20 protein-coding genes are annotated in these 23,712 nt (G+C 70.0%); 12 read left to right on the top strand and 8 right to left on the bottom strand.

The genetic code is table 11. The annotated features are described in order from the left end of the window. Positions 1-11 precede the first annotated feature (11 nt). Positions 12-2,744: a type I DNA topoisomerase gene (topA, locus tag MSPGM_RS16550; protein ID WP_003599338.1), complete on the top strand. Its 2,733-nt coding sequence runs from the start codon at positions 12-14 to the stop codon at positions 2,742-2,744. A gap of 248 nt (positions 2,745-2,992) precedes the next feature. Here topA and MSPGM_RS16545 read toward each other — a convergent pair whose 3' ends face one another. From MSPGM_RS16545 to MSPGM_RS16535, 3 genes are all read right to left on the bottom strand, one after another. Next, positions 2,993-3,730, bottom strand: coding sequence for a tRNA (guanine(46)-N(7))-methyltransferase TrmB (locus tag MSPGM_RS16545; protein ID WP_003599337.1), 738 nt, complete (start codon positions 3,728-3,730; stop codon positions 2,993-2,995). Between the two features lie 9 nt (positions 3,731-3,739). Further along, positions 3,740-4,915 (bottom strand): methionine adenosyltransferase, encoded by a 1,176-nt coding sequence (gene metK, locus MSPGM_RS16540; RefSeq protein ID WP_003599336.1) that lies wholly within the window; start codon positions 4,913-4,915, stop codon positions 3,740-3,742. 207 nt (positions 4,916-5,122) lie between these two features. Then, positions 5,123-5,530: a helix-turn-helix domain-containing protein gene (locus tag MSPGM_RS16535; RefSeq protein ID WP_003599335.1), complete on the bottom strand. Its 408-nt coding sequence runs from the start codon at positions 5,528-5,530 to the stop codon at positions 5,123-5,125. Between the two features lie 733 nt (positions 5,531-6,263). Between MSPGM_RS16535 and MSPGM_RS16530 the strand changes: the two genes are divergently transcribed. The 5 genes from MSPGM_RS16530 (at position 6,264) to MSPGM_RS16510 (ending at position 12,416) form a co-directional block, all read left to right on the top strand. Next, positions 6,264-7,115 (top strand): thermonuclease family protein, encoded by an 852-nt coding sequence (locus MSPGM_RS16530; protein ID WP_012753294.1) that lies wholly within the window; start codon positions 6,264-6,266, stop codon positions 7,113-7,115. 6 nt (positions 7,116-7,121) lie between these two features. Then, a complete protein-coding gene (locus MSPGM_RS16525; protein ID WP_012753293.1) occupies positions 7,122-8,624 on the top strand; it encodes a M48 family metalloprotease in 1,503 nt (500 codons plus the stop codon). A 71-nt stretch (positions 8,625-8,695) separates the two neighbouring features. Further along, a complete protein-coding gene (locus MSPGM_RS16520) occupies positions 8,696-9,601 on the top strand; it encodes a glycosyltransferase family 2 protein (RefSeq protein ID WP_003606143.1) in 906 nt (301 codons plus the stop codon). Beyond that, positions 9,598-10,557: a glycosyltransferase family 2 protein gene (locus MSPGM_RS16515; RefSeq protein WP_261925714.1), complete on the top strand. Its 960-nt coding sequence runs from the start codon at positions 9,598-9,600 to the stop codon at positions 10,555-10,557. Before MSPGM_RS16520 ends, MSPGM_RS16515 begins: the two co-directional genes overlap by 4 nt. A gap of 107 nt (positions 10,558-10,664) precedes the next feature. Beyond that, positions 10,665-12,416 (top strand): HWE histidine kinase domain-containing protein, encoded by a 1,752-nt coding sequence (locus MSPGM_RS16510; protein WP_003606147.1) that lies wholly within the window; start codon positions 10,665-10,667, stop codon positions 12,414-12,416. Positions 12,417-12,485: 69 nt separating this feature from the next. Here the strand turns inward: MSPGM_RS16510 and MSPGM_RS16505 are convergent, their stop codons facing one another. Then, entirely contained in the window at positions 12,486-13,466 is a 981-nt protein-coding gene (locus MSPGM_RS16505; protein ID WP_012753292.1) for a hypothetical protein, read from the bottom strand. 369 nt (positions 13,467-13,835) lie between these two features. Here MSPGM_RS16505 and MSPGM_RS16500 point away from each other — a divergent pair, with 369 nt between their 5' ends. The 4 genes from MSPGM_RS16500 (at position 13,836) to MSPGM_RS16485 (ending at position 17,418) form a co-directional block, all read left to right on the top strand. Then, on the top strand, positions 13,836-14,435 hold the full coding sequence (locus MSPGM_RS16500) for a superoxide dismutase (RefSeq protein ID WP_003604172.1): 600 nt from the start codon (positions 13,836-13,838) through the stop codon (positions 14,433-14,435). A 300-nt stretch (positions 14,436-14,735) separates the two neighbouring features. Next, the gene (murJ, locus tag MSPGM_RS16495) at positions 14,736-16,265 is read left to right on the top strand and encodes a murein biosynthesis integral membrane protein MurJ (protein ID WP_003604173.1); all 1,530 of its coding nucleotides are present in this window, start codon (positions 14,736-14,738) and stop codon (positions 16,263-16,265) included. 37 nt (positions 16,266-16,302) lie between these two features. After that, a complete protein-coding gene (locus tag MSPGM_RS16490; RefSeq protein ID WP_003604174.1) occupies positions 16,303-16,977 on the top strand; it encodes a haloacid dehalogenase type II in 675 nt (224 codons plus the stop codon). Positions 16,978-17,073: 96 nt separating this feature from the next. Next, positions 17,074-17,418: a hypothetical protein gene (locus MSPGM_RS16485; RefSeq protein ID WP_003604175.1), complete on the top strand. Its 345-nt coding sequence runs from the start codon at positions 17,074-17,076 to the stop codon at positions 17,416-17,418. 42 nt (positions 17,419-17,460) lie between these two features. On the opposite strand, the gene MSPGM_RS16480 is transcribed toward MSPGM_RS16485, so the two are convergent. After that, entirely contained in the window at positions 17,461-19,230 is a 1,770-nt protein-coding gene (locus MSPGM_RS16480; RefSeq protein WP_012753291.1) for a carbamoyltransferase, read from the bottom strand. A gap of 272 nt (positions 19,231-19,502) precedes the next feature. On the opposite strand from MSPGM_RS16480, the gene MSPGM_RS16475 reads away from it, so the two are divergent. After that, complete coding sequence (locus tag MSPGM_RS16475; protein WP_003604177.1) at positions 19,503-20,189, top strand: HAD family hydrolase; 687 nt, start codon at positions 19,503-19,505, stop codon at positions 20,187-20,189. A gap of 441 nt (positions 20,190-20,630) precedes the next feature. Next, positions 20,631-20,885, top strand: coding sequence for a hypothetical protein (locus MSPGM_RS16470; protein WP_003604178.1), 255 nt, complete (start codon positions 20,631-20,633; stop codon positions 20,883-20,885). 178 nt (positions 20,886-21,063) lie between these two features. Here the strand turns inward: MSPGM_RS16470 and MSPGM_RS16465 are convergent, their stop codons facing one another. The 3 genes from MSPGM_RS16465 to argH all read right to left on the bottom strand — a co-directional run bounded on the left by MSPGM_RS16465 (position 21,064) and on the right by argH (position 23,702). Next, positions 21,064-21,747 (bottom strand): hypothetical protein, encoded by a 684-nt coding sequence (locus MSPGM_RS16465; RefSeq protein WP_003604179.1) that lies wholly within the window; start codon positions 21,745-21,747, stop codon positions 21,064-21,066. Between the two features lie 155 nt (positions 21,748-21,902). Beyond that, positions 21,903-22,214, bottom strand: a complete 312-nt coding sequence (locus MSPGM_RS16460; protein WP_003604180.1) for a hypothetical protein — start codon at positions 22,212-22,214, stop codon at positions 21,903-21,905. 96 nt (positions 22,215-22,310) lie between these two features. Further along, a complete protein-coding gene (gene argH, locus MSPGM_RS16455; RefSeq protein ID WP_003604181.1) occupies positions 22,311-23,702 on the bottom strand; it encodes an argininosuccinate lyase in 1,392 nt (463 codons plus the stop codon). Positions 23,703-23,712 lie beyond the last annotated feature (10 nt).

The raw sequence follows: 23,712 nt of genomic DNA, 5'->3' as shown, positions 1-23,712 counted from the left end.
GGCAGAGGTTCATGAAAGTCGTCGTCGTCGAGTCGCCGGCCAAGGCCAAGACGATCAACAAATACCTGGGGCGCGATTACGAGGTTCTGGCCTCGTTCGGCCATATCCGCGATCTGCCGGCTAAGGACGGCTCGGTCGATCCGGAGGCCGACTTCGCCATGATCTGGGAGGTGGAGGATCGCGGCGCCAAGCGCGTGTCCGAGATCGCCCGCGCCGTGAAGGGAGCCGAGAAGCTCATCCTCGCGACCGACCCGGATCGCGAGGGCGAGGCGATCTCCTGGCACGTCATCGAGGCGCTCACCGCCCGCAAGGCGCTGAAGGGCATCCCCGTCGAGCGCGTGACCTTCAACGCCATCACCAAAGCGTCGGTCGACGCGGCGATGAAGAAGCCGCGCCAGATCGACCAGGCCCTGGTCGATGCCTATCTCGCGCGCCGCGCCCTCGATTACCTCGTCGGCTTCAACCTCTCCCCGGTGCTGTGGCGCAAGCTGCCCGGCGCCCGCTCGGCCGGCCGCGTGCAGTCGGTGGCGCTCCGCCTCGTGGTCGAGCGCGAGATGGAGATCGAGCGCTTCAAGCCGCGTGAGTACTGGTCGATCATCGCCACGCTGGTGACGGAAGCCGGCGGCGTGTTCGAGGCCCGGCTCGTCGGCGCCGACGGCAAACGCATCCAGCGCCTCGACGTCGGCAATGCCGAGGAGGCGGCGGCGTTCAAGCGTGATCTCGAACTCGCGACCTTCCAGGTTGCGAGCATCGAAGCCAAGCCCGCTAAGCGCCATCCGCAGCCGCCCTTCACCACCTCCACGCTGCAGCAGGAGGCGTCCCGCAAGCTCGGGATGGCCCCGGCGCAGACCATGCGGGTCGCGCAGCGGCTCTACGAGGGCGTGGATGTAGGCGGCGAGACCGTCGGCATCATCACCTACATGCGAACCGACGGCGTCGACATGGCGCCGGAGGCGATCCAGGACGCGCGCCAAGTGATCGGCCGCGAATTCGGCGACGCTTACGTCCCCAGCGCGCCGCGCAAATACACCGTCAAGGCCAAGAACGCGCAGGAGGCCCACGAGGCCGTGCGCCCGACCGATATGGGCCGGTTGCCGAAGCACGTCGCTCGCCACCTCGAGCCGGAGCAGGCCAAGCTCTACGACCTGATCTGGACCCGCACCATCGCGAGCCAGATGGAATCGGCCGAGCTGGAGCGCACCACCGTCGAGGTGAGCGCGAATGTCGGCCCGCGCCGGATCGACCTGCGCGCCACCGGTCAGGTCGTGAAGTTCGACGGCTTCCTTGCACTCTATCAGGAGGGCAAGGACGACGAGGAGGACGAGGATGCCAAGCGCCTGCCGGCGATGAAGGCGGGCGACGCGCTCAAGCGCGAGCGCATCGCCTCGACCCAGCACTTCACCGAGCCGCCGCCGCGCTACTCCGAGGCCAGCCTCGTCAAGCGGATGGAAGAACTCGGCATCGGCCGGCCCTCGACCTATGCGGCGGTGCTGCAAACCCTGCGCGACCGCGAATATGTCCGCATCGAGAAGAAGCGCCTCCAGCCGGAGGACAAGGGACGGCTCGTCACCGGCTTCCTCGAAAGCTTCTTCAAGCGCTATGTCGAGTACGACTTCACCGCGAGCCTGGAAGAGCAGCTCGACCGGGTTTCGAATGCCGAGATCGACTGGCGCTCCGTGCTGCGCGACTTCTGGCGTGATTTTTCCGCCGCGATCGGCGGCACCAAGGAATTGCGCGTCGCGGAGGTTCTCGAGGCGCTCAACGGCCTGCTCGGGCCCCACATCTTCCCCGAGAAGGCGGATGGCGGCGATCCGCGCGCCTGCCCGACCTGCGGAGCGGGCCAGCTCTCGCTCAAGCTCGGCAAGTTCGGCGCCTTCATCGGCTGCTCGAATTACCCGGAATGCAAGTACACCCGCCAGCTCTCGGCCTCCGGCGTCGAGGGCGAAGGTGACGGCTCCTCGGCCGAGGGCGGCCAGCCCGGCGTGCGCGTGCTCGGCGACGATCCGGCCACCGGCCTGCCCGTAACCCTGCGCGACGGCCGCTTCGGGCCGTTCGTGCAGCTCGGCGAGGCGAGTGCGGAGAAGGGCGCGGAGAAGCCCAAGCGCTCCTCGTTGCCCAAGGGCACGACGCCGGGCAGCGTGACGTTGGAGATCGCGCTGCGCCTGCTGTCGCTGCCGCGCGAGGTGGCCAAGCATCCGGAGACCGGCGAGCCGATCCTGGCCAATCTCGGCCGCTTCGGCCCCTACGTGCAGCACGGGAAAACCTACGCCAATCTCGGCAAGGACGACGACGTGCTGGAGATCGGCGCCAACCGCGCCATCGACCTCATCGTCGCCAAGGAGCAGGGTGGCGGACGCGGTCGCCCCTCCTCCGATCCCGGCCGCACGCTCGGCCAGCATCCGGACGGCGCCGCCCTCGTGGTCAAGGCCGGCAAGTACGGCCCCTATGTCAGCGACGGCTCGGTCAACGCGACGCTGCCGAAGACGATGGCCGCCGAGAGCCTGACGCTGGAGCAGGCGATCGACCTCGTCAACGCCAAGCGCGCTTCGGGCGGCGGCAAGAAGCCGGTCCGCAAGACGGCTTCCCGCGCCCGCGCGCCGGCGAAGAAGGCGGAAGCCGGCGAGGCGAAGAAGCCGGCCGTGCGCAAGACCGCAGCAAAGCCGGCGGCCAAGGCGACGGCGACGAAGGCCGCGGCCAAGCCGGCGGCTGCCAAGAAGGCGACGGCGAAGACGAAGGCGGGCTGAGGGCTCGCCGGAAGCGGGCACTTCCTCCGGATGTCGGGTCTTCCCGACATCCGGCCGACGGCCGGCGCCTCATTCGGGTCAAGAGGGCGTACAGACGCCGGCGCCGCGCGGTTCTCTTCTCTCAGGTTCGTTAAACCGGGCGCCATCGCGAACGACCGCGCGATCCAGCCACGCGACCTTTCAAAGAAAGGCGGCACGCCGGATCGTTTCGGCTTCTCTTGGCGATGATGGCGTGTTCGGCGGCCGGATCAGTCCGCGCCGACCCGCTCGAACGTGAGGTAGCTCGGCAGCCGGCCGGCCGCGAGGGCCTTCGCCTCGTAGCGGGTGCCCGGCCAGCCTTCGAACGGCCTGCGCCAGTCGTCGGCGCTCTGCGCCGTCCAGCGCAGCTGCGGGCAGCGGGCGGCCCGGACCAGGGTCCAGCCTACATAGTCGTCGATGTCGCTGGCGAAGCGGAAATGGCCACCGGGGCGCAGCACGCGGGCAATCTCGGCGAGCGAGGCGTCCGACACGAAGCGGCGCTTGCGCTGGCGGCGCTTCGGCCAGGGATCGGGATAGAGCAAGTAGACGCGGGCGAGGCTCGCATCCGGCAGGGCGGCGAGCAGGGCGGTCGCGTCCTCGTCCCAGACGCGGACATTGCGCAAGTCGCGCTCGTCCACCGCGCGCAACAGCTTGACCACGCCGTTGACGAAGGGTTCGCAGCCGATGATGCCGGCTTGGCGGTGGGCCTCGGCCTGCGCGGCGAGATGCTCGCCGCCGCCGAAGCCGATTTCCAGCCAGACCTCGTCGACCGGCACCGGAAACAGGCCTAGCGGATCGAGGAATTCGCCGCGCTCGGGCAGCGCGACGCGAAGAGAAGGCAGCGCCCCTTCGAGGCGCTGCTCCTGGCCCGGGCGCAGGCGCTTGCCCTTGCGGCGCCCGTAGAAGGCCCGCTCGGTCTCCGCCGTCCCGCCCGTCTCGGGAGGGATGTCGTCATCCCTCCCCATCATGGTTCGGGCTCAGAACGCCGACTTCAGCTTGTCGGCCAGATCCGTCTTCTCCCAGGAGAAGCCGCCATCAGCATCGGGCTCGCGGCCGAAATGGCCATAGGCCGAGGTGCGGGCGTAGATCGGCTTGTTGAGCTGAAGCGCCGTGCGGATGCCGCGGGGCGAGAGATCGAGGGCGTCCATCAGAACGGTCTCGAGCTTGGCCTCGTCCACCGTGCCGGTGCCGTGCAGATCGACGTAGATCGACAGCGGCTTGGCCACGCCGATGGCGTAGGAGAGCTGAATCGTGGCGCGGCGGGCGAGGCCGGCGGCGACGACGTTCTTGGCCAGATAGCGGGCGGCGTAAGCGGCCGAGCGGTCGACCTTGGTCGGGTCCTTACCGGAGAAGGCGCCGCCGCCATGGGGCGCCGCGCCGCCGTAGGTGTCGACGATGATCTTGCGGCCGGTGAGGCCGGCATCGCCGTCGGGGCCGCCGATCACGAACTTGCCGGTCGGGTTGACGTGCCAGACGGTGCCTTCGTTGACCCAGCCCTGCGGCAGAGCCTTGAGGATGTAGGGCTCGACGATGGCGCGCACGTCGGCCGAGTCGAGCGACTCGTCGAGATGCTGCGTCGAGAGAACGATCTGGGTCACCTCAACCGGGCGGCCGTTGGCGTAGCGCACGGTGACCTGGCTCTTGGCGTCGGGGCCGAGCTTGGCCGCGTCGCCCTGCTTGGCCTTGCGCGCGTCGGCGAGGTCCTTGAGGATCTTGTGGGCGTAGAAGATCGGGGCCGGCATCAGGGCCGGGGTCTCGTCGGCGGCGTAGCCGAACATGATGCCCTGGTCGCCCGCGCCCTCGTCCTTGTTGCCGGCGGCGTCCACGCCCTGCGCGATGTCGGCCGACTGCGCGTGCAGATGGATGGCGACGTCGTTGTTCTTCCAGTGGAAGCCTGACTGCTCGTAGCCGATGTCGCGCACGGCCTCGCGGGTCAGCTCTTCGAGATCCTTGAAGGTCACGGAATCGGGGCCGCGCACCTCACCCGCGATCACGACGCGGTTGGTCGTCGTCAGCGTCTCGACGCCGAGACGCGCCTCCGGCATCGCCGAGAGATAGGCGTCGACCACGGTGTCCGAGATCCGGTCGCTCACCTTGTCGGGGTGGCCTTCGGAGACGGATTCGCTGGTGAAGAGGTAGTCGGAACGAGGCATTGGCTGCACCCCCGATTGTCGGGCGCGCCTCGTGTGTCACGGCGCTTACCCTGGTCTCCAGAGGGGCGGCTTGTCGCATCGCCGTTCCGGACGGTCAAGCCGGAATGGCGAAATCGTCCGTTTTAACGAACGCTGTTGCATGCAACCGCAGCCTGCGGTTCCGAGCCCGATCGGGATTGGGGTGGCACCGGCACGGAGCGGTGACCGTCAGCCCTTGAGTTCCTGGCTCAGGATCTCGACGGCAGCCGAGAGTTCACGGCGCTGTTGCTCGGTGAAGGTTTCCGTGAACTGGCGCGCGAAAGCGCGGGCAAGATCCGACCACGGCTCGACAGCGTAAGCGTGCTGGCCGTTGTCTGAAAAGCCGCGCTCCGTTTCCGGGTCCGGATGCGGAATGCCATCGAGAAAGTCGGAAACTGGAGTATTGGTGAGCCGACTGAGGATCGCGAGATGAATCGCGCTGATCCGGTTAACGCCTTTTTCGTACTTCTGGAGTTGTGCGGCAGACATCCCGAAGCTGTCGGCAACTGCTCGCTGCGTTAGCTTCGAGCGTTTGCGCTGCTCGGCAATGCGACGTCCGAGAAGGACGTCGCGCTCATCGGTCTTCTGGCCTGCCATCTTCGTTCTGCCCAAGCTCTTTCGGGCGATGCTTCGAACGAAAACTTTCCGCTTGCAAGGGCGCGTCGGGAGCTAATGGCAACGACACACACGTTATGTCATTTGTTATAGCTGCGGCGCGACGTCGCACTCAGATCGCAGGAAGTATCAGCTGTCCGCCTGCAATCTGAGGCAGCGAAAACCATTGGCGTCCCCGGCAGGGCTCGAACCTGCGACCCCAGGTTTCATACCACTTCGACTTTCGCCGCCACGCTGTTCGCGCGTTCGTGGTCTGGACTATCCCTTCACCGTGGGCTTCGAGCGAAGCCTTTAGGTGCCACCCGTCTAGTCTCTACACCTTCCCGTGGGCCGTGACCGGACCTCGGGCTTGGCTCGGGATCGGCAGGGCGCCGCGGCGCCGGAAGCTTTCCCCGAATTTGAGTGGATCCGCCGTGCGGTTTCCCATCACGGCGCCCAATTGTGGAGTTTAGGAAACCTGTGCTCTGTCCAGCTGAGCTACGGAGACGTCGCTTCAGGCTTAGCATCATCGCAGGGGGCCGCCAACCGGTCCGGCCTGGGCCGTTGGCGATTGTACGGGGCGAGCCGGAGTACGCGATCGGCGCGCTGTTGCCCGGGAGGCGCACGGGCCGGCAATCCGCGATTGTGCGTCCGCGGCGCTCTCGCGTGCCGCGATCCGGGCACTTTTCGCGCGGCATCTTCGCCTGAATCGAAAGGCCGAGCGCGAACGGTGACGATGTTGCCCGGTGGTGGTCACGAGATCAGCTCGCATGGGAGCAGGACGAGCCGAGCCGGTGCCCCGGCTCTCGTCTGGCTGCTCGCGGCCGCCTGCGGCGCGCCCGGTGGTGCTTCAAGCGCTCCGCGGGTGGAGGAGGCATGCCGGCCTTCCGCCTCGCGGGACGACCGCCTTGCCGAGATCGGACCCAGGGGCGAGCTGCGCCTCGCCTCCGGCCGCCGGGCCGTGCTCTCCGGGCTGCGCTGGCCCGACGAGCCAGCGCTCGACGCGGCCGCGCGAACCTGGCTGCACACCTTTCGCGGCGCACCCCTGGTTCTGACCGAGCGCGGCGGCGAGGACCGCTGGGGCCGCCATCGCGCCGATGCGATCGGGATTGCGGGCGAGGCGGAGCCGGTCGATCTCGCCGGAGGATTGGTCGCGGCCGGGCTTGCCTATGCCGATGCCGGCGAGGCCGACACGCTGTGCCGCCCGGCGCTCCGCGCCGTCGAGGCGGCGCCGCGCGCGGCCGGGCTCGGCCTGTGGGCCAGCGGCCCCCTCGCGGCGACCGATGCCGCGGCGCAGAGCGGGCGCGCCGGGCGCTTCACGGTGGTGGAGGGGCGCATCCTGCATGTCGGCGAGCGGTCGGCCCGAACCTATCTCGACTTCGCGCGCCGGGGCGAGCAAGGCTTGACCGTAACCGTGCAGAAACGCTCTTGGCGGATTCTGAGCGAACATGGTTTGTCTGCGGCCACGCTGAAGGGCCGCCTCGTGAGAATCCGCGGCATGGTCGAGATCGGTCGGGGACCGTTCATCGACCTCGCCGGTGTCGACGGCATCGAGGTCATCGAGGGAGAGCGGGCGCTGCGGCGCTAGAACGGCATGACGGGGGATCGGCAGCATCAATCGGGGCGGCGGCGCGTGCACGGGGGCGGTCGTCGGAGACTTGCGCGGCTCGGCACGCTGGCCGCGCTCGCGGGCCTGCTCGCGGCCTGCGCCGCCGACCAGACCGGAAGCGTCTTGACGCCCGCGGTCATCACGGTGCCCGAGCAGGCGCCGAAGACGACCGGGCGCACCCGATCCGACGAGGCGGACCACGCCAAGCTCGTGGCCTCGTTCGGCGGCGAGTATCGCGCGCCCGCCGCCCACCGGCTCATCACCGAGATCACCGACCGGCTGGTGCGCGCCAGCGACCGGCCGGAGGAGAGCTACGCGGTCACGCTGCTCGATTCGCCCGTCGTCAACGCCTTCGCCCTGCCGAGCGGCCGGCTCTACGTCACCCGCGGTTTGCTGGCGCTCGCCGGCGACAGCTCGGAGGTCGCGGCGGTCCTCGCGCACGAGATCGCCCACGTGACGTTGCGCCATGCCACCGCCCGCAGCGAGATGGCCCTGCGCTCGCAACTCGTCAGCCGCGTGGTCGCCGACGTGCTGAACGACCCCGTCACGGGGGCACAGCTCGAGAGCCAGTCCAAGTTCACCCTCGCCCGCTTCTCCCGCGAGCAGGAACTGGAGGCGGACACGAACGGCGTGCGCGTGCTGGCCCAGGCCGGCTACGATCCCTTTGGTGCCGGCCGTTTCCTCGATGCGCTCCAGCGCACCATGGCGCTTAAGGCCGGCAACGGCAGCGCGGCCGAGCCCGACATGCTCGCGACCCACCCCGCGACCGCCGAGCGCATCGCGCTGGTCACCCGCGCGGCCCGGCGCATCGGCGCCCCCGGCCTCGGCGCCGACGATCGCGCCCGCTATCTCGCGGCGATCGACGGGCTCGCCTATGGCGACAATCCCGGCGAGGGGCTGGTGCGCGGTCGCCGCTTCCTGCATCCGGGCTTGAGCATCGCCTTCGAGGTGCCGGACGCCTTCGCCATCGAGAACACCCGCAACGCCGTGCTCGGCACCACGCCGGAGGGCAGCCGCCGCCTGCTGTTCGATCAGGTCGAGGCGAGCGGCGACCGCAGCCTGGAGGACGTGCTGCGCGCGACCTGGAACGATGCCATCGAGGCGGGCTCGGTCGAGAACCGTATCGTCGGCGGGCGCTCGGTCGCCACCGCCCTGTCACGGGGCAAGGACTGGACCTTCCGCCTCGCGGCGATCCGCATGGGCGAGACCACTTACCGCATGATCATGGCGGCCAAGGGCGCGACCGACCCGGAGCCGGCCTTCCGCCGCTGGCTGGAGAGCCTGCGCCCGATCGAGCCAGAGGAGACCGCCTCGCTCAAGCCGGCGCATCTGCGGATCGTCACCGCCGCCCCGGGCGACACCGTGGAGGGGTTGGCCCGCCGCATGAGCGTGCCCGACCGCGCCGTCGATCGCTTCCTCGTGCTCAACAGCCTGCAGCGCGGCGCGGTGGTGAAGCCCGGCCTGAGCTACAAGCTCGTCGTCGAGTGAGGGGCGAGGCCGTCGGGCTTGCGCGTCAGGGAGCCGGCGCCTAGGCCGTTGACCTCGATAACAGGTCCGACGTGACACCCTCCGAGCTTCCCACCGATACCGCCGTCGCGGTCGTGTTCTTCCGTCCCTCGCCCGAACAGGTCGCGCGGATCGTCGAGCGCTTTGCCGGGCGCCTGCCCGTCTTCGTCTACGACAATGGCGGCATCCCGCCCGAGGCGCTGGCGCAGCTGCGGGAGGCGGAAGGGCTCACCCGGCTCGGTGAGGGCCGCAACCACGGCATCGCCGCTGCCCTCAACGCGCTGGCCGAGGCGGCAACGGCCGCCGGGTTCCGCCGCCTGTTCCTGCTCGATCAGGATGCCGATGCCACCGTCGAGACGGCGCAGGCGCTGGGCCACGCCCTCGACCGAGCCATAGGCGAAGACCTGCCCCCGGCGCTCGTCGGGCCGTCGCCCGCGCCGAAGCCCGGCCACAAGGCACCGGTCTACCCGCTGCGCCCCGGCGTGCCGCCCCGCGAAAACCTGCGGCCGGTCGAGTTCCTGGCAACCTCCGGCTCGCTCGTGGATCTGGCGGCCTTCGCGATGGTCGGCCCGTTCCGCGATGACTTCTTCATCGACGCGGTCGATCTCGAATGGTGCTTTCGCGCCTGGGCCGGCGGCCGAAGCTGCTGGATGGACCCCGGCACCGCCATCCCGCACAGCGTCGGGCGCGGCACGATCCGGATGCGGTACCTGCCGGTGACGATGCCCGATCAGCCGGTGTTCCGCATGGCGGTCTACGTGCGCAACTCCGCCTATAGCTGGCGCCTGCCGCACGTGCCGGGCCGGTGGAAGCTGAAGCAGGTCGCCTACCTGCCGCTCCAGATCGCGCTCTACTGGAGCCGTCACCGGTTCTCGCCCCGCGTGCTCGCCCGGCTTCTCGCGGCCCTGGCCCAGGGGCTGGGCGGGCGTCTCGGCCGGCCGGCGGACGCGCCGCCGTGACTGCGACTCCCGTAGCCTCGCCCTCTGCAGCGGCCCTCGACGTCGTCATCGTCAACTGGAATGCCGGAGACCAGCTCGGGGCCTGCCTCGCGAGCCTCGCCGCGAGCGAGGGGGCGGAGCACCTGCGGGTCGTCGTCATCGACAACGCCTCCTCCGACGGCTCGGCCGAGGGCCTGGATTGGCCGGGCCTCGCGCTCACGGTGCTGCGCAATGCCGACAATCGCGGCTTCGCCCGTGCCTGCAACCAGGGCGCGGCCTTGGGCTCGGCCGCGGCCATCCTGTTTCTCAACCCCGACACGGGGGTCAGCCGGGACGGTATCGCCGCGGCCCGTGCTCAGCTCGACGCCGATCCCGGCACCGGCATCGTCGGCGCCCGGCTGGTCGATGAGGCCGGGCAGACGCACCGCACCTGTGCCCGCCACCCGACGGGCGCGCGCCTGATCGCCCACACCCTGTTCCTCGACCGGCTGCTGCCCGGCCGCGTCGCGCCGCACTTCCTGCTCGACTGGGACCACGCCGAGACGCGGGCCGTCGATGCGGTGATGGGCGCCTTCCTGATGATCCGGCGCTCGCTCTTCGCCCGGCTCGGCGGGTTCGACGAGCGCTTCTTCGTCTACTGGGAGGATGCCGACCTTTGTGCCCGTGCCGCCGCCGCCGGCTTTGCGGTGTGTCACGTCGCAGAGGCCGAGATCCGCCACCGCGGCCAGGGCACCACCGAGGCGGTGAAGGACCGACGCCTGTTCTACTTCCTGCGGGCGCAGACGCTCTACGCGTGCAAGCATCACGGCCGGGCGGTGTCCCTCGCCGTGCTGGCGGCCGCGCTGGCCGTGAACCTGCCCGTCCGCCTCGGCCGGGCGCTGGTACGTGGCTCGGCCGGAGACGCAGGTGCGGTGATCCGCGCAGGGCTTATGCTGATACGGGCCGTGCCGCGCCTGTTGACCGGCAGCGGTCGATGAGGCTTGCCTCGACCGGGCATCTTGTTGTCCGCGGCGACCTCCGTCATGGTGCCGCCCTCCGGACGGTCCCGCTTGCACCCGCGGCGGGCGGCTGAACGGGGAGTATCGTGTACGACAGCGCGGACAAGGGCTCTCGACCGGCGGACCTCTCGCCCGCCTTGTACCGCGCGGCCTTCGACCGCGCGCCGGTGGGGCTCGCCGTGTTCTCGCCCGATGGGCGCACGATCCGCACCGCCAATCCCTGCCTGTACCGCTGGCTCGGCTACCCCTCGGGCTTCCTCGATGGCCGCCCGATCGACCAAGTGATCGGCCGCGACGCGTTCGACGGGGAGACGCCCGGGCTGAAGGCGGGCATCCGCCGTTGGCTGCGGGCGGATGGCAGCAGCCTCGATCTGCGCCTGACCCTGTCCGGAGAGGACGGTGGCGAGACGGTCGCGGTCGTGAACCTCGTCGATGCCGACGATCTCGTCCGGGCCGAGCAGAACCGCGACGCCCTGACGGCGGCGGGGCTCGGCGAATGGCGCTGGGATCTCGTCACCGGACAGATGGTGTTTTCCCGCCGCGCGGCGCAGATCCTCGGCTACGCGCCGGGGCGCTCGGTCACCTGGGAGGGGATGCGCGGCCAGGTCGATCCGGGGGACGCCGAACGGATTCAGACCGCGGTCGCCGCCGCCATCGCCGAGCGGCGCCCCTACGCGTTCCAGACCCGCTTTCGACGCGCCACCGACGGCGCCGAGATCTGGATCGGCGCCCGCGGCGAGGCGCTTCTCGCCGCCGATGGCGCGCCCATCGGCATCGTCGGCGTGGTGCAAGATGTCACCACCCGGGTCGAGGCCCGGGAGGCCCTAGCCGAGCGCGAGGAGCGCCTGCGGGTCGCCACCACGGTCGCCGACCTCGGCATCTTCGAGTGGCACGTCCTCGACGACCGGGCGACCTGGGAGAACGAGCGGATGTTTGCGATCTTCGGCCGCCGGCCGGATGAGGGCAGCATCGGCAAGTCCGCCTTTCTCAAGGAAATTCTGCACCCCGAGGATCGCCCCGTCTTCCGGCAGGCGATCCTGCGGGCGCTGCGCGACGACACGATCCTGCACGCCACCGGCCGCATCCGCCGCCACGACGACGGCCTTTGGCGCACCATCGACATGGCCGGCCGGTTCGAGCGGACCCGGCCGGGCGGGCTGCCGCGGCGCCTGATCGGCGTCGTCGCCGACGTGACCGACCGCCACCTCTCGGAAGAGCGCCGCAGCCTCCTGATCCGCGAGCTGCACCACCGGGTGAAGAACACGCTCGCCACGGTCCAGGCCATCGTCGGCTCGACGGCGCGCACCGCCACCAGCATCGACAGCTTCCACGAGGCCTTCGTCGGCCGCATCAAGTCGCTCGCCCACACCCACAGCGTGCTCACCGAGGCGACGTGGCAGACGGCGAGCTTGCGTGACCTGCTCGCCTCCGAACTGATGCCCTATGCCGAGAGCGAGACCGAGACCTCGCCGGATCTGCGCATCGTCCTCGACGGCCCGGCGGTCGATCTGCCCTCCGAGATCGCCGTACCGATCGGCATGGCGATCCACGAATTGACCACCAACGCCGCCAAGTATGGTGCCCTCTCGACGGGGCGCGGACGGATCACGATCACTTGGAGCGTAGAGGCCGGCGTGCTGCACCTCGATTGGCGCGAGAGCGGCGGCCCCCGCGTCACCCCGCCGACCCGCCAGGGCTTTGGCTCACGCCTGCTGCAGCGGGTGCTGACCGCGCAGGTTCAGGCACAGATCACCACCGATTATGCGCCTGAAGGGTTCCACCTGACGCTCGCTGCGCCCCTGCCCGCACGAAACCCGGCGCTCAACCCCCTGGCGTGAAGGGGCCGGCGTGCCATCGGGCGCCGGTGGCGTTGCGCGCGTCTCGAAGTCGGCCGGGACGCGCAGCCCTCAGGCCGCGCCGCGCGCCTCTTCGCCCCCAGCATTGACGAAGGTCTTCAGCTCGTCGAGCGAGGCGAAGGTGAAGCGGCCGCGCGGCGTGTCCGCCTCGATCGAGCCGTCGGAGAACATCACGTAGGTGTTGGCGCCCGACGCGTAGGAGCCGACCGCGTGCCGCTCCTCCGGGGCATTCGCCTCCGGCTCGGGCTCCTGAGCCCTCGTTTCCTCAGCCGCGATCTCCTGCGGCGCAGGCGTCACCGCCTCGGGCGGCGTTTCGGCGGCCGGTGCGGGCGCCGGATCGTCGAGGAAGGAGCGCAGGCCGATCGGTTCGGCCGCGGGCGTCGGCGCCGCGATCCGCACCTCGTCCCGCTCCTCGGCGATCGGGAGCGTCACCGGCTCGGGTTCGGGAAAGGACGTCGCCCGCTCGGGTTCGTGCGCCGGCTCGGGCATGCGGAACAGGTCGTCATCGCTCGCACGCGGCGGCGCGGCCTCCGGCAGCAGGTCGGGTAGCAGCGGCTCGGCGGCGCTCGGCTGCGGTTCGGCCGGGGGCGCCGGATCCTCGAAAACCGGCTCGGCACCGCGCGCGCCCGGCCGCAGCGCGCCGATCGATAGCCCTGCCAGACCGGCCGCACCCGCGCCTGCCAGCCCCATGCCGGCGAGCGAGGGCCGCTCGGGCGGCGAAACCTCGGGGGCGGCGAAGGCCGGCGCCCCCGGTGCCGACGCCTCCCAGGGCACCACACCGGCGGGTACTGCGGCCGGGATGCTCGGCTGGGGGGAAGCCTCGCGCAGGCTCTCGACGGCGTGGTGGAGCCTGCGCAGGCGGTAGACGATGGCCGTCAGGCCGAGCAGGACGACGCCGGCCGAGGCCGCGGTCGAGCCGCCGATCACCATGGCCAGTCCGCTTTCCAGCCGGACATAGGGAAAGCCTTGGACCACGGCGGCAACGCCACCGAGGATCATGACGGAACTGAGCGCGAGCAGCGCGACGACCATGGTACTCTCGACTGACTGTCGCGGGCGGCGTGAGGATCACAGGATAACCCCCCGCCCGCTCATTGCAAAATCGCACGGTCACGCCGCGCGCGGAAACCGGCCTTTCCGTCGCTCCATGCACAGCCGAGTGTCCGCCTTGCGGTGTCCTCACGCACGGCATCGGGCGATTGCGGCGGCGGACGCCCGCCGCAAAACGGTGGATGCCCGGCCCCGATCGGTAACATGCGCACGGATACGGCTCCGCTGGCGTTGCCGAGCCCGCTCCCCCGACTTACCTACCCGCGCGTCACCTCGCCGGCCGCGCGCTTCGAACTCCTTGCGCGCTTCGCCTCCGCTTCCCGCGAGACCCGGACAACCTAGGAGACACGCATGACGTTCACCCTGCCCGAGCTGCCCTACGCCTACGACGCGCTGGGGCCCTACATGTCGAAGGAAACCCTCGAGTTTCACCACGACAAGCACCACAAGGCCTATGTCGACACCGGCAACAAGCTGCTCGAAGGCACCGACCTCGCCGGCAAGAGCGTCGAGGAGATCGTCAAGGCGAGCTACAACACCAATCAGGCGCTCTTCAACAACGCCGGCCAGCACTACAACCACCTCCACTTCTGGAACTGGATGAAGCCCAACGGCGGCGGACAGCCCCCGGCGGCGCTGGCCCAGAAGATCGACGAGGATCTCGGCGGCTACGAGAAGTTCAAGGCCGACTTCATCCAGGCCGGCGTCGGCCAGTTCGGCTCCGGCTGGGCCTGGCTCGCGGTCAAGGACGGCAAGCTCGCCATCCTGAAGACCCCGAACGGCGAGAACCCGCTGGTCCACGGCTCGACCCCGATCCTCGGCGTCGACGTGTGGGAGCACTCCTACTACATCGACTACCGCAACCGCCGCCCCGACTACCTCAAGGCGTTCATCGAGAACCTCGTGAACTGGGAGTACGTCGAGAAGCTGTACGGCGAGGCCAAGGCCTGATCCGCTTCGAGTCTTGATGCCGCCGCCCCGTTGACCGACGGGGCGGCTTTTTCATGCGCGGCGTGCCCGTGCGGTCATTGTCCTGCCGTGTCGCGGCGGCCTACTCCCCGTTCGAGTCTCCTCGTCTCCACCCTCATCCTGAGGTGCTGGCGCGTCGCGTCGGCCTCGAAGGATCCTCCAGTTCCCGCGCGATCCCTGGAGGATCCTTCGAAGCCGCTGACGCGGCGCCTCAGGATGAGGATGTGGATGGGATGAGGCGCCGCCTGCCCCCTCGTCACGTACGGGATCAACCGCGAAAACATGATCCGCTCGATCCTCTCCGTCGGCGGCTGGACGCTGGTCTCGCGGGTCACCGGCTTTGCCCGCGACGTGGTCACGGCGGCCGTGATGGGCGCCGGGCCGATGGCGGATGCCTTCGTCGTCGCCTTCCGCCTGCCGAACCACTTTCGCGCGATCTTCGGCGAGGGGGCGTTCAACACCGCCTTCGTGCCGGCCTACACCCATCTGGAACAAGCGGGCGGCGAGGGCGTCGCCGCGCGCTTCGCCGACCGCGTCTTCACCCTGATGCTGATCGTGCAGGTGGCTTTGCTCGCCCTCGCGCTCCCGGCCATGCCCTGGATCGTGCGGGCGCTGGCGCCCGGCTTCTCCGAGGACGGGGCGCGCTTCGCGCTGGCCGTGAGCCTGACGCGGATCACCTTCCCCTACCTGCTGTTCATGACGCTGGTGACGCTGTTCTCCGGCATCCTCAATGCGCATCGGCGTTTCGCCGCTGCGGCCGGCGCGCCGGTGCTGCTCAACCTTTCGATGCTGGTGGCCCTCGCGCTGGCCTTCCTGTTCCCGAACGCGGCCTACGCCGCGGCCTGGGGCGTCTCGGTCTCCGGCGTTCTGCAATTCGCGCTGGTCTGGTGGGATGCGCGCCGACGCGCCTACGCGCCGCGGCTGACGAAGCCGACCCTGCGCGATCCCGACATGATCCGGTTCTTCAAGATCCTGGGGCCCGCCGTGATCGGCTCGGCCGGCTTCCAGATTGCGACCTTCGCCGATACCATCATCGCGAGTTTCCTGCCGACCGGTGCGGTTTCGGCGCTGTACTATGCCGACCGGCTCTACCAGCTGCCCTTCGGCGTCATCGCCATCGCCGCCGGCACGGTGCTGCTGCCCGAGATGAGCCGGCGCATCGCCGCGGGCGACGTGGCCGGCGCGCATGCGGCGCAGAACCGGGCCGCGGGCTTCTCGCTAGCGCTCTCGGCCCCCTTCACCATCGCCTTCCTGACGCTGCCGGGGCTGATCATGGCGGCCCTGTTCCAGCGCGGCGCCTTCACCGCCGAGGATGCCGCCCGCGCGGCTTCCGTGCTCGCGGCCTACGGGCTGGCCCTGCCCGCCGTGGTGATGGTGCGCTCGGCCGTGGCGAGCTTCAACGCCCGGCAGGACACGACGACGCCGCTCTACGCCTCACTGACGGCGATCGCCGTCAACGTCGCGCTGAAGCTGGTGCTGACCGGCCCCTACGGCGTCGCGGGTCTCGCCCTCGCCACCGCCATCGCCCAGTGGATCAACCTCGCTCTGCTCTACGGGCTGGCGCTGCGCCGCGGCTGGACCGCGCCGGGGCGGGTGCTCGGGATCACCGTCGCCGCGGTCGTCGTGGCGAGCGCGGTGCTGGCGGTGCTCGCCGTCTACGGCCTGCCCTTCGCCGAGCGGATCGTGCCCGCCCTGCCCCATCTGCGCGAGATCGCGGTGCTCGCGCTCCTCGGCTTTACCGGGGCGCTGGCTTACGCCGGCACCCTGCTTGCGGTGATGGGCGCGTTCGGCGTGCGATTGCGCCGCAGGTAGCCTTTCCGGATCGGGCGGGCGCCTCATTTCACCCGGTATGACCCTCCCCGATCTCCGCTCCGGCAAAAGCTACGCCGTTTTTGACGCCTACGGCACGCTGTTCGATGTGCATTCGGCGGTCGCGCGCCATGCCGGCGCGCTCGGACCTCAGGCGGACAGCCTCTCCGAGGTCTGGCGCACCAAGCAGCTCGAATATTCCTGGGTGCACGGCCTGATGGGCCGCTACGTCGCCTTCTGGGACCTGACCGAGCGTGCCCTCGATTTCGCGCTGGCGAAGCACCCCGAGATCGACCGGGGCTTTCGCGAAAAGCTCCTCGATGCCTATCGCGACCTCGACGCCTACGACGAGGTGCCCGGCGTCCTGGGACGTTTGCGCGAGCGCGGCGTGAAGACCGCCCTCTTCTCCAACGGCAATGCCGCGATGCTGGAGCGGGCGGTGGCCTCCTCCGGCCTGGGCGAGCAGCTCGACGCGGTGCTCTCGGTCGATCCCGTCCGGACCTTCAAGACGGCGCCCGCCGCCTACCAGATGGTTCTCGACCAGCTCGCGACGGAACGGAACAACGTCTTGTTCTTCTCCTCGAACCGCTGGGACATCGCGGGTGCCACCACCTTCGGCTTCGATGCGGTGTGGGTGAACCGCAAGGGACAACCCGATGAGTACCCGGACCAGCCGCCTCGCGCGGTCGTGAAGAGCCTCGACGCGGTGATCTGAACCGCCGCAACGGCGCGTTTGCCAATCCTTAAGCTTGACCGGATTAATTCGGGCTCACGTGCCTGATTAGTCCGGTTGTCCAAAGGATCGGTTCTCGTGCCCGCCCTGTCCCTCTCCGTTCTCGCCCGCAAGGGCATCTGCGCGGCGCTTCTTGGCGCTGCGGTTCTCTCCGCGGCTCCGGCCTCCGCTCGCGACGGCCGCAACGGTGCCCTGATCGGTGGCGCCGCGGCCGGCGTCATCGGCGGCCTCGCCGTCGGTGCGCTCCTCAACAACGGGGCCGCGCCTCCGCCCCCGCCGCCCGCGCGCCGGGTCTATGTCGAGGAAGAGCCGGTCTACGTCGCGCCCCCGCCGCGCCGGGGCCCGATCTGCCACTACGAGCGCCGCAAGGTGTGGCTCGACGAGGTCGAGTTCACCTACCGCCGGGTCGAAGTCTGCGAGTAATTCTCGCGACTTGGCTCTATGTGAGAATGACGGGCGTCCGCTTCAGGCGGGCGCCTTTTTCGTCAGGATCCAGTCCTCGACCACGATGGCATCGAGGCCGGTGGTATAGAACATCAGGATCGCGTCCTCCGCCGTGTGGAGGATCGGCTTGCCCATCACGTTGAAGCTGGTGTTGAGCAGGATTGGCACGCCGGTCAGGTCCGCGAAGGCCTCGATCAAAGCCGCGTAGGCCGGGTTGCGCGCGCGCGTCACGCTCTGGAGCCGGCCGGTGCCGTCGGCGTGGACCACCGCCGGCACCTGATCCCGCACCGCCTCGCGCCACACGAGCGTGCGCTCCATGTAGGGGCTGTCGGCGTAATCCTCGAACCAGTCGGGCCCGGCCTCGGCCAGGATCGAGGGCGCGAACGGGCGAAACGCCTCGCGATACTTCACCTTGGCGTTCAGCGATTCCTTGGCATGGGCCGGGCGCGGGTCGGCGAGGATCGAGCGGTTGCCGAGCGAACGCGGGCCGAACTCCGCCCGGCCCTGCACCCACCCGACGAGCCCGCCCTCGGCGAGGATTTTCGCCGCCTCCCGCGTCACGCCCTCGTGGCCGAGGCGGCGGGCGCGGGGCTCCCACTCGGCCATGCGCTCCAGCGGCTCGGTGGAAACGGTCGAACCGAGATAAGGCGTGAGCGGGCGGGTCCCGCGCTTCGGCCCCTTCCAGTCGGGATCGTCCTCGGCCAGCGCAAGCCACGCGGCGCCGATGGCGTTGCCGTCGTCGGCCGGGGCCGAGGGCACATGCAGGCGGCGGAAGCCCGAGCGCCCAAGCACGCGACCGTTATAGGAGGAATTGAGCCCGCAGCCCCCGGCGATGACGAGGTTTTCGCTCGCCGCCAGCCGCCAAGCCTCGGCCACCAGCACGTCCATGAGTTCGGAAAAGATGTCCTGGCCGCAGCGGGCGAGGTCGGCCCAGCCCTGCTCGCCGACATCCCCCGGGCGCCGCGACAGAATCTCGGCGGCGACCGCCTGCACCGTGGCCTCGTCGGCGAATTTCAGGCGTCCGTCTTCGACCGAGAACAGGCGGCGCAGCAGCGCCATCAGGTCGGGGTCGGTGCGGCCGTAGGGCGCGAGCCCCATGATCTTCCATTCCTCGCCCTTGATCTGGTCGAAGCCGGCGAGATCCGTGACGAGCCCGTAGAGGAAGCCGACCGAGCCGCGCCCGCGGTGGCGCCGCACCTCCTCGATCCGCCCGTCCTTCAGACGGTAGATCGCCGCGGCGCCGGTCTCGCCCATGCCGTCGACGATGAGCGCGGTCGCCTCCTCGAACGGGCTGCTCCACAGGGCGTAGGCGGCATGCGCCAGATGGTGGGCGTAGCGCCGCCGCCCGGCAATGGTCGCCCGCGGCTTGCCGCTGAGCCCGCGCGTCTCGTTGTCGAGCGCCAGCACCGTGCCGTTGCCGGCCCGCGCCTGCATGGCGTGGAGGTCGGCGATGAAGACGCGCTCGGCCCGCTCCGGCACGAAGGAGCGGTTGAGGGTGGAGGGGTGCTCGGCCAAGGCCGGCAGCTCGAAGGCGCCCGACGCGGCCTGCCCTTTGAGAAATTCCGAGAACTGCTCGCCCCAGGAGGTGGCGATGACGAGATCCGTCCCCTCGGGCACGTGACGCTTCAAGAGGCCCGCCATGCGGGTGCCGGGATCGGGCTCGCAGTTCGGCGCGCGCTTGTATTGCAGGTAGCGCTCGGCGGCCTCGGCGAACAGCACGGTCCCGTCCGGCCCGACGAGGGCGAGCGCCGGATCGTGGAAGGTCGTGGCGAGGCCGAGATAGGTGCGCATGCTGCCGGGCTACACGCCGGCACGCGAGGCGACAACCGCGTTGCGCCGGGCAATCGCTCGCGGACGACCGCCCCGTTTTGGCTTGGCCTCGAACGCCGGCGGCCACCTCTGCGGCCTCAGCTTTCGCCGCGCTTTTGTGTTCGAGCGACCGTTCCGGTCCTCGAACCCGCTCCGCGGGGCGCACTTGGCGCCCGGAACGTGGTGCAACCCCGCTTCGAGCGACGGCCCGGCTGCGTTGCAGTGCTTCGATTGCCGTGCGAGACGAGCCGCCGATGACGGACGCCTTCCCCGCCTCGCCTCCCCTCGCCCTCGTGATCTTCGACTGCGACGGCGTGCTGATCGACAGCGAGCCGATCAGCCTCGCGACCCTGACGCGCGGGCTCAACGGGATCGGGCTCGCGATCAGCGTCGACAGCGTGCGGGAGCGGTTTGCCGGCACCTCCATGACCTCGATCATGGAGCGCGTCGCCCGCGAGGACGGGGTCACGGCCCCGGACGGCTTCGTCGAGCGGGTGAAGGCGGAGACGCTCGCCGCCTTCGAGGCGGAGCTGGCCGCCATGGCCGGGATCGCCGAGGCACTGGGGCTCCTGCACCTGCCGTTCTGCGTCGCCTCCAGCAGCGACCCCGTGCGGCTGCGCCGCTCGCTCTCGCTCACGGGTCTGCTGCCGCTGTTCGAGGGGCGCGTCTTCTCCTCCGCGCAGGTGGCGCGCGGAAAGCCGTTCCCGGACCTGTTCCTGTTCGCGGCGGAGCGGATGGGTATCGCGCCGGAACAGTGCCTCGTAATCGAGGACAGCGTGCCGGGGGTGCAGGCCGCGCGGGCGGCCGGAATGCGGGTCGTCGGCTTCACCGGCGGCGGGCATTGGGGCCACGACCGGGCCGGACGGGATCTCCTCGATGCCGGGGCCGCCGCCATCTTCTCGGCCCATGCCGATCTCGGGCGCATCATCGCCGGGGCATGAGGCCGGTTTCGGCCCGGGCTTTGCTAGATTTGGCGTGAGCCTTTCCCCGACAGACGGGACGCGCCGCGGATCGCTCGAATCGCGGCGCGAACTTTCTCTGTCAAGCTGAACTTCGAAAGAACATTCCGTTGACGGTTGGGGTTCGGCACCTCATCTTTAGACCGTGCGAACGACTTCGCGCCGCGGTGATTTGTAGTGGCAAGCTTGCGCCGCGTTATCAAACGCTAATGCATCACGACGCACTTGCGCCGTGGTCCTCGCGAGAGAGGAGGACTGGCCGTGAACGGTAGCTTTATTTGGAAGAAGTCGAGGTTGCCTGGCGGATGGGGTGCCCGGGCATGGGGATGTTGTCGGCAGACAGTCACATCCGTGGGCTAGAGCAGCGCCCGCGAACGCCTTGCCGATAACCGGCCCGCGAAGGCCGCAGGAGTTCACCCCGTCATGACCCGTGCCCAGACCGCTTACCTCGACGACGACGCGCTCGACCTCTCCGCCGCGGATGCGACCCCCGCCCGCGTGATCGAGATCGGCGACATCACCGCCGGCATCGCCGTACCCGAGCGCGGCGGTGTCCGCTTCTTCTCGTCCGAGCGCCGCTTCGACGGACTCGACGGCACGCTGTTCCGCACCGTGGAGCAAGCGGCCCGCGCGGCGCGCGAGAAAGGCCGCCAGCCGCGCCTGCGCGCGGTGGTGTAACCCTCCGCAACGCGCCGCATGAACACAGCCGGCGGCGCCGTTTCGGGCCGCCGGCTTGTTTTTGCGGGGTTCGTTTCAGAAGCGTCTTCGATCGCGAGACGGCCACGTCCGTTCGTGACAGTCCCGGGTCGGTGGGCCCGCGGGGAAGGCCGGCGATGCAGCCCTCCGATGCGAAGACCTACTTGCACTCCTCGCGTGCGCGCTTGAGCGCGTCGGCGAAGCCGCCCAACGCGTAGTCGTCCTGAGTCGGCTTGCCGCGCTGAGAGGTCGTGCGGACCGTCGCGGTCTGGGTCCGGCTCATCTCCGTGACGATGCGCGGCTCGTCGGCCTGGTTCTGGATCCAGGCGTTCTCGTCCTTCGCCACGAGGCCGTAGCGGGTGCTCCCGACCGTGAGGTAGGGGTCGCTCGGGGCGGCGGCGGCGCCGGGCTTTGCTTGCGCGGCGGCCGGCTTCGGCTTGAAGCCGAGCATCACCGCGATCTCCCCCTGGGCGCCGCCCTTGGGGAAGGTGACGAACAGGTAGCCGGTGTCGCGCGCGAGCGTCTTGGGGCTGCGGGTCGTCGGCTGGGCGATGACGTAGCAGAGCTTGTCGCGGCCCTGCGCGCCGTTGGTGAAGACGTTCCAGTCGCCGAAGACCGCCAGCGGGACGGCCTGTTGCATCCCCGGCGGAAGCGCCGAACTCTTCGGCTCGCGGCGGCTCGACCGGGCGAGGATGATCTCCGCTCCCTGTATGCCCTCCTGTGCGAGCGCACGCCCCGACGGACCGGGCAGTGCCGCGGCAGCCGCGGCGGCCAGCGCGAGGGCCGCGAGGGGGCGGCCGCAACCAAAGGCGGGATGAGAGATCGAAAGGCGGTGCCGCTGCATCGTTACTCGGGTGTACGGACGGCCGGGTCGGCCCTCTTCACGCGCCGTCAAGATGACGGGCCGCAGCGTAACAGGAAACCCCTGACCGCTCCGATTAACCGAAAACGGCCATGGGCCGCACCCGTCGAGGCAGCCTGAAGCGGTTGGGCGCCGTGTCAGGCCGCCCGCATCTCCGCGGCGAGCGTCGCCGAAGCGAGCGCGGCCGCGGGCAGGTCGATCGACGGATCGATCGCCGGCAGACGGATCTCGACTGCCGACGGAATGGTGCCGGGCGCCGGCTCGACCGGCTTGGGCTGCGCCGGCTTCTCCGGATCGTTGTAGGGGGTGTTGTAGGCCTTGCGGATTGAGGCCCAGAAGGCGCCCCGCTCCGCATCGGTGAGCCGTGCGAGGCGAGCGTCGATGACCGCCATGGCCTCCGCCGCCAGGGCAGGCGTCTCCTCGACGGTGATCCAACTCTCAACATTCATGACGGCACTCCGCAGGTTCGGACAGTCGGATAGCCAAGCTCAGTTAGCTGAAACCTGAACGCCGCATTTTCCGTGCCCGTTCCCGCAGGGCTGCTTTTACTTCTCCACAGGGCCGAGCTTTTCCAGCCAGCCTTCCGCCTGCCGGCGCACGTTGTCCGGTGCGGTGCCGCCGTAGCTGGTGCGGCTCGCCACCGAGTTCTCGACGCCGAGGACCGCGAAGACGGCGTCCGTGATGCCCGGCTCGATCGCCTGCATGTCCTGGAGGGAGAGTTCCTCCAGCCCGATCCCGCGCTCGGAGGCCGCCGCGACGACGCGGCCGGTGACGTGGTGGGCCTGGCGGAACGGCATGTTCAGCTCGCGCACCAGCCAGTCGGCCAGATCAGTGGCGGTGGCGTAGCCCGAACCCGCCGCGCGCTTGAGCGTCTCGGCCACGGGTTCAAGGTCGCGCACCATGCCGGCCATGGCGGCAAGGCACAGCGAGAGCGATTGCAGGGCGTCGAAGGTGCCCTCCTTGTCCTCCTGCATGTCCTTCGAATAGGCGAGCGGCAGCCCCTTCATCACGATGAGCAGGCCGGTGAGCGCGCCGATGATGCGCCCCGCCTTGGCGCGCACGAGTTCGGCGGCGTCGGGATTGCGCTTCTGCGGCATGATCGACGAGCCGGTGGTGAAGCCGTCGGAGAGCCGCACGAAGCCGAACTGCGCCGAGGTCCACACCACCAGCTCTTCGGCGAAGCGCGAGAGGTGGACCGCGCAGATCGAGGCCGCCGAGAGCGATTCCAGCGCGAAGTCGCGGTCGGCCACGGAATCGAGCGAGTTCGCGGTCGGCCGGTCGAAGCCGAGGGCGGCGGCCGTGGCGTGCCGGTCGATCGGGAAGGAGGTGCCGGCGAGTGCGGCAGCGCCGAGCGGGCATTCGTTGAGCCGCGCCCGCGCGTCGTGGAACCGGCCGCGGTCGCGCGCCAGCATCTCGACATAGGCGAGGCAGTGATGGCCGAAGATGACGGGCTGGGCCGATTGCAGGTGGGTGAAGCCCGGCATCACCGTCCCGGCATGTTTCACCGCCGTCTCGGCCAGCGCCCGCTGGAGGTCGGCGACCTGCGCGTCGAGGGCGTCGAGGGTGTCGCGCACCCACAGCCGCATGTCCGTGGCGACCTGATCGTTGCGCGAGCGGGCGGTGTGCAGGCGCCCGGCAGCGGGGCCGACGATCTCGGTCAGGCGGCTCTCCACCGCCATGTGGATGTCCTCCAACTCGCGCCGGAAGACGAATTCGCCGCGCGCGATCTCCGCCTCGACGGACTTGAGCCCGGCTTCGATGGCTGCCACATCCTCGGCCGGCAGGATGCCTTGGCTCCCCAGCATCGCGACATGCGCCAGCGAGCCGCGGATGTCCTGGGACGCCAGACGCCTGTCGAACCCGATGGAGGCGTTGATCTCCTCCATGATCTCGGCCGGGCCGCTGGCGAAGCGTCCACCCCACATCCGGTTGCTCATGGCTGATCCC

Source organism: Methylorubrum sp. GM97 (assembly GCF_024347855.1).
GTDB classification, from domain to species: Bacteria; Pseudomonadota; Alphaproteobacteria; order Rhizobiales; family Beijerinckiaceae; genus Methylobacterium; species Methylobacterium extorquens.
Note: the sequence above shows the minus strand (reverse complement) of the source record. Positions and strands in the feature narration are given on the sequence as shown.